The 3,642-nt window shown below is 65.8% G+C and carries 5 protein-coding genes and 1 pseudogene; 5 read left to right on the top strand and 1 reads right to left on the bottom strand.

The genetic code is table 11. The features are described 5' to 3' along the window. The 5 genes and pseudogenes from GNZ21_RS07815 to lgt form a co-directional block, all read left to right on the top strand. Positions 1–141, top strand: a pseudogene (locus GNZ21_RS07815) (c-type cytochrome biogenesis protein CcsB); the annotation flags it as partial. Continuing rightward, positions 138–566 carry a chorismate-binding protein gene (locus GNZ21_RS16305; protein ID WP_157323037.1) on the top strand — a complete coding sequence of 143 codons (429 nt, stop codon included), beginning with the start codon at positions 138–140 and terminating at the stop codon, positions 564–566. The pseudogene GNZ21_RS07815 and the gene GNZ21_RS16305, both read left to right, overlap by 4 nt. After that, positions 563–1,171, top strand: coding sequence for a Trp biosynthesis-associated membrane protein (locus tag GNZ21_RS07805; RefSeq protein ID WP_157323035.1), 609 nt, complete (start codon positions 563–565; stop codon positions 1,169–1,171). Before GNZ21_RS16305 ends, GNZ21_RS07805 begins: the two co-directional genes overlap by 4 nt. Continuing rightward, positions 1,168–1,263 (top strand): methionine/alanine import family NSS transporter small subunit, encoded by a 96-nt coding sequence (locus GNZ21_RS16300; RefSeq protein WP_157323033.1) that lies wholly within the window; start codon positions 1,168–1,170, stop codon positions 1,261–1,263. Before GNZ21_RS07805 ends, GNZ21_RS16300 begins: the two co-directional genes overlap by 4 nt. A gap of 19 nt (positions 1,264–1,282) precedes the next feature. Continuing rightward, positions 1,283–2,305: a prolipoprotein diacylglyceryl transferase gene (lgt, locus tag GNZ21_RS07795; RefSeq protein ID WP_157323031.1), complete on the top strand. Its 1,023-nt coding sequence runs from the start codon at positions 1,283–1,285 to the stop codon at positions 2,303–2,305. 68 nt (positions 2,306–2,373) lie between these two features. Here lgt and GNZ21_RS07790 read toward each other — a convergent pair whose 3' ends face one another. Continuing rightward, positions 2,374–3,366: a hypothetical protein gene (locus tag GNZ21_RS07790; RefSeq protein ID WP_157323029.1), complete on the bottom strand. Its 993-nt coding sequence runs from the start codon at positions 3,364–3,366 to the stop codon at positions 2,374–2,376. Between the last annotated feature and the right edge of the window lie 276 nt (positions 3,367–3,642).

The following is a 3,642-nucleotide window of genomic DNA, read 5'->3' as shown; positions in this document are numbered from 1 at the left end:
CACGCGCGTGCGACCCGAGGCTGGACTGGCAACCGTGCCGCCTGGCTATCGATCATCGGCTTCATCTGCATTATCATCAACTACGCCGTCGTCAACGTCTACTTCCCCGGCCTCCACTCCTACGCAGGGCTTCCAGAATGATCCACGACGAGGACGACCACCGGGGTCTGCCGATACACTCTCCGCGTGCGCTGCAGCTGCTGGACGCCTGTGAGCCCACCGGCCGCACGGTCTACGGGGGAGTGGTCGGCTACTTCGACCTCTCCGGGCAGATGGACGCGGCGATCGCGACCCGTACCGCGGTACTCCCCGGTGGCAAGGCGTATGTGCAGTCCGGCGGGGGCCTCGCCGTCGATTCCGACGCCGAACGGCAGGAAAGCGTGAACAAGGCACCAGCGGCAGCTCCGGCGCTGTCGAGGCTCGGGGTGGAAGGTCAGGACTACACCACCGGATTCGGCCTCTGGGCCGGACTGGCCGGCAGCCTGACGCTGATCGCCGGCGCCCTGGGCACACTGCTCTTCTCGCCCAGCTGGGAGGACGAAGCCGAAGGAGGTGCATCCCGATGACCAGCCGCAGCACAGTGACCAGCCGCAGTACAGCGCTGACCAGCCGCCGCACCGTGGTGCTCACCGCCCTCTTGGGCGCGGCACTGCTGATGATCTCCACCACCATGACCTGGATCGCCGCCACCGGCCTGGGCGAAACCTCTTCGGTGGCGGAGGTGGAGGTTCCCGGCTCCCAGGCTGCCGACACCGTAGCCGCCATGGGACTGGTGGGACTCGCCGGAGCAGTGGCGGTGACCATCGCCGGCCGCGCCGGGCGCTGGATCATCGCGGCTCTGCTGCTGATCGCCTCACTCATGTCGCTCTACGCCTCCTTAGGCGTGCTGATCGACCCGGCAGGTGCGGCTGAACCGGCGGTGGGGGAAGTCACCGGAACCACGACGACGGCGCAGGACTATCAGCTGGGCTTCGGGGCCTGGACCGCCACGCTGGGGGCAGCGCTTATGCTGGCCGCCTCGCTGGTCCTCGGCGCAGTCTCGCATCGGTGGACCGACCGGAAGGCCTCCAAGAAGTACAGCCGCACAGCAGCCGACGAGGCCGCCGAACCCGACGAATACGATCTGTGGGACGGCCTCAGCGAGGGCGACGACCCCACCGAAGCCCGATGAGGACTGTGATGATGATTTTGGCTCTTGTGACGGTGTGGGGCGGCAATGCCACCGCCATCATCCACCTTTCCCGGAACCCCGAAGAATCCTAAGCAAGGAGACGCACCCGATATGTTTGCCGCCATGGTTTCTGCCGGATTCCCCTCCCCGCCGATGAACCACATCGACCTACCCGGCCCCTTCTCCATCGCCTTCTATTCCCTGGCAATCCTGCTGGGCATCGCCCTGGCAGTGGTGGTCGCCACCCGGCTGTGGAAGTCCCGCGGAGGCGACGGCGACGACATTCTCTCCGCCGCACTCTGGGCAGTGGTCTTCGGTATCATTGGCGCCCGGATCTACCACGTCATCAGCTCTCCCGACGCCTACTTCGGCGAAGGCGGAGACCTGCTGCGCACCGTCCAGATCTGGCAGGGCGGCCTCAGCATCATCGGTGCCGTGGCCGCCGGCTCGGTGGCCGTGTGGATCTTCTGCCGGCGCAACGGCATCAAATTCGGCGCCTTCGCTGACGCGATCGTGCCCGGAGTCATCCTGGCTCAGGCGATCGGCCGCTGGGGCAACTGGTTCAACCAGGAGCTCTACGGCGGCCCCACCACCCTGCCCTGGGGCCTGCAGATCGACACCGACCAGCCGCACCAAGCGCTGCCTCCCGGCGCCAGCGAATTCACCACATTCCACCCCACCTTCCTCTACGAATCACTGTGGAACCTGCTGGGATTCATTGCACTGGTCTGGCTCTATAAGCGCTTCCAGTTCAAACAGGGCCTGCTGGCCTGGACCTATGTGGCCTACTACATGATGGGTCGTTTCTGGATCGAATCGATGCGCCGCGACGAGCCCGATAAGAGCACCCAGTTCCCCTTGGAGTTCATCGGCCTGGACTGGAGGCTGAACCAGATCGTCGCCTTCGTCGTCTTCCTGATCGCCATCGCCGCTCTGATCTGGCTCTTCAGCCGCCGCCCGCGGACCGATGAGGCGTTGGCCGAGGAGCTGGAGATCCACACCCCGGCCTCTGAGCAGCGCAACCCTGTTGCGGGGCACAAAGTCGACCAGGACGCCCTGAAGGGGACGCCCGAAACCGACCCCAGTGGATCAGATTCTGAGACGGGGCGCGGTCAATTCCGGTCCAAGAAATGAGACGTGAACCGACGAAATCTGCACCCGGTTCGCCGCGTTCCCGGAGAAGGCTGGTCTCTACGACCCGCTCAATGAGTAGGCACACCCGCCCGTCGCCGCAGCCCGGATAGACTGTGGGAAGTCTCTTCCAGGCTCCCCAGCACGAGGAAACTGAGCAGGACACCGTACAACGGCAGGTGTCCCAGAAACTCGGTCGCCCCAAAGAGCGCCAGCGTCGCGGTGAACGGCACGGCCGTCAGGATCGCAACCACCTGCGGCAGAGCGCCGGAGATGATGAGCAGTCCAAACAGAAGCTCCACGGACCCGGCAACCACTGCGAAGGCACCGGGGCTTACCCCGAACGGGGCAAGGAGATTGAGTAGCGGTTCCTGCTCGAGCATGGCCCGCGCCATCTCGGGATTCGCCAGCTTCTCTACTACCGCCAGGGAGATGAGGGTTACGCCCACGCCAAGCGCGAGGCCGAACGTCGCACGGCGCAGCGTCGCCAGGTCAAGGTCCATGCGACCTCCATCCTTCAGATGTGGAGGCAACACGAACAGAAATGCCGCGATACCGACGAACACTGCCAGGGTGACGAGCGCCTCGGGACCCTGCAGAGCCACAAGCAGGGGCCCGGTGAGCATGATCGCCACACTCGCCGCACGGACGAGGACACCGGCGATGAGCAGCCCGCCCACTATGGCCTGCGGATCGAGCAGCAGCGTGCCCCCAACGCCGCCCGGGACGTGTATTCCGAGGTCCAGGACCGCCCGGTCGAACGCCAAGACGAGCAGGCTGACACCCAGATGCGCGGCGAGGAGCCGGAGCGCCCATGGCACGAGCGACCCCAGCCGCCGGACCGGCTTGATCACCGCCAGCTCGGGAGTCGGTAGCCGCGCCGCCACCGAGCGCAGCAAGAAGGTCACCGCGACGGCTGCTGCCGCCGCGAGGACGACGCCCGGGCGCAGCAGCGCCCCAAAGTCCAGTGGATAGGCCTCCGGGGCGTTGACGAACCACTCCTGGTGGGCGCCTCCCGGCACAGCGCTCCCCACCACGACGATCCCAACGATGAGGGCAATCACGGTCCCTCGACCGACCAAAGGCACGATATAACGCCTCCTAGGAACCATCAAGGGGATGGGCGTCAGCCACGGGAGTCTAGGACTCACGACCGGATGAACACCGAGGTGGGCGCAAGGACCTGAAAGCAAGCCCACACCAGGTTCAGTGGCGACCAGTCAGTGATCCTCAAACTGACGCTTCCTGAGGTCGCGAACCTCTACCACGAGCTCGTGGAGCACCCACGGGTGCTCCGGGTGCTGGCATTGTCGGGCGGCTACTCCCGAGCCGAAGCCACT

The organism is Nesterenkonia alkaliphila (genome assembly GCF_009758175.1).
Taxonomy (GTDB): Bacteria; Actinomycetota; Actinomycetes; order Actinomycetales; family Micrococcaceae; genus Nesterenkonia; species Nesterenkonia alkaliphila.
The sequence above is the reverse complement of the archived record's forward strand: the minus strand, read 5'-3'. Positions and strand labels throughout refer to the sequence as shown.

Bases quoted from the DNA above. Each gene is read 5' to 3' on its own strand.
- GNZ21_RS16305 (WP_157323037.1), top strand. From the start codon at position 138: ATGATCCACGACGAGGACGACCACCGGGGTCTGCCGATACACTCTCCG.
- GNZ21_RS07805 (WP_157323035.1), top strand. From the start codon at position 563: ATGACCAGCCGCAGCACAGTGACCAGCCGCAGTACAGCGCTGACCAGC.
- GNZ21_RS16300 (WP_157323033.1), top strand. From the start codon at position 1,168: ATGAGGACTGTGATGATGATTTTGGCTCTTGTGACGGTGTGGGGCGGC.
- lgt (WP_157323031.1), top strand. From the start codon at position 1,283: ATGTTTGCCGCCATGGTTTCTGCCGGATTCCCCTCCCCGCCGATGAAC.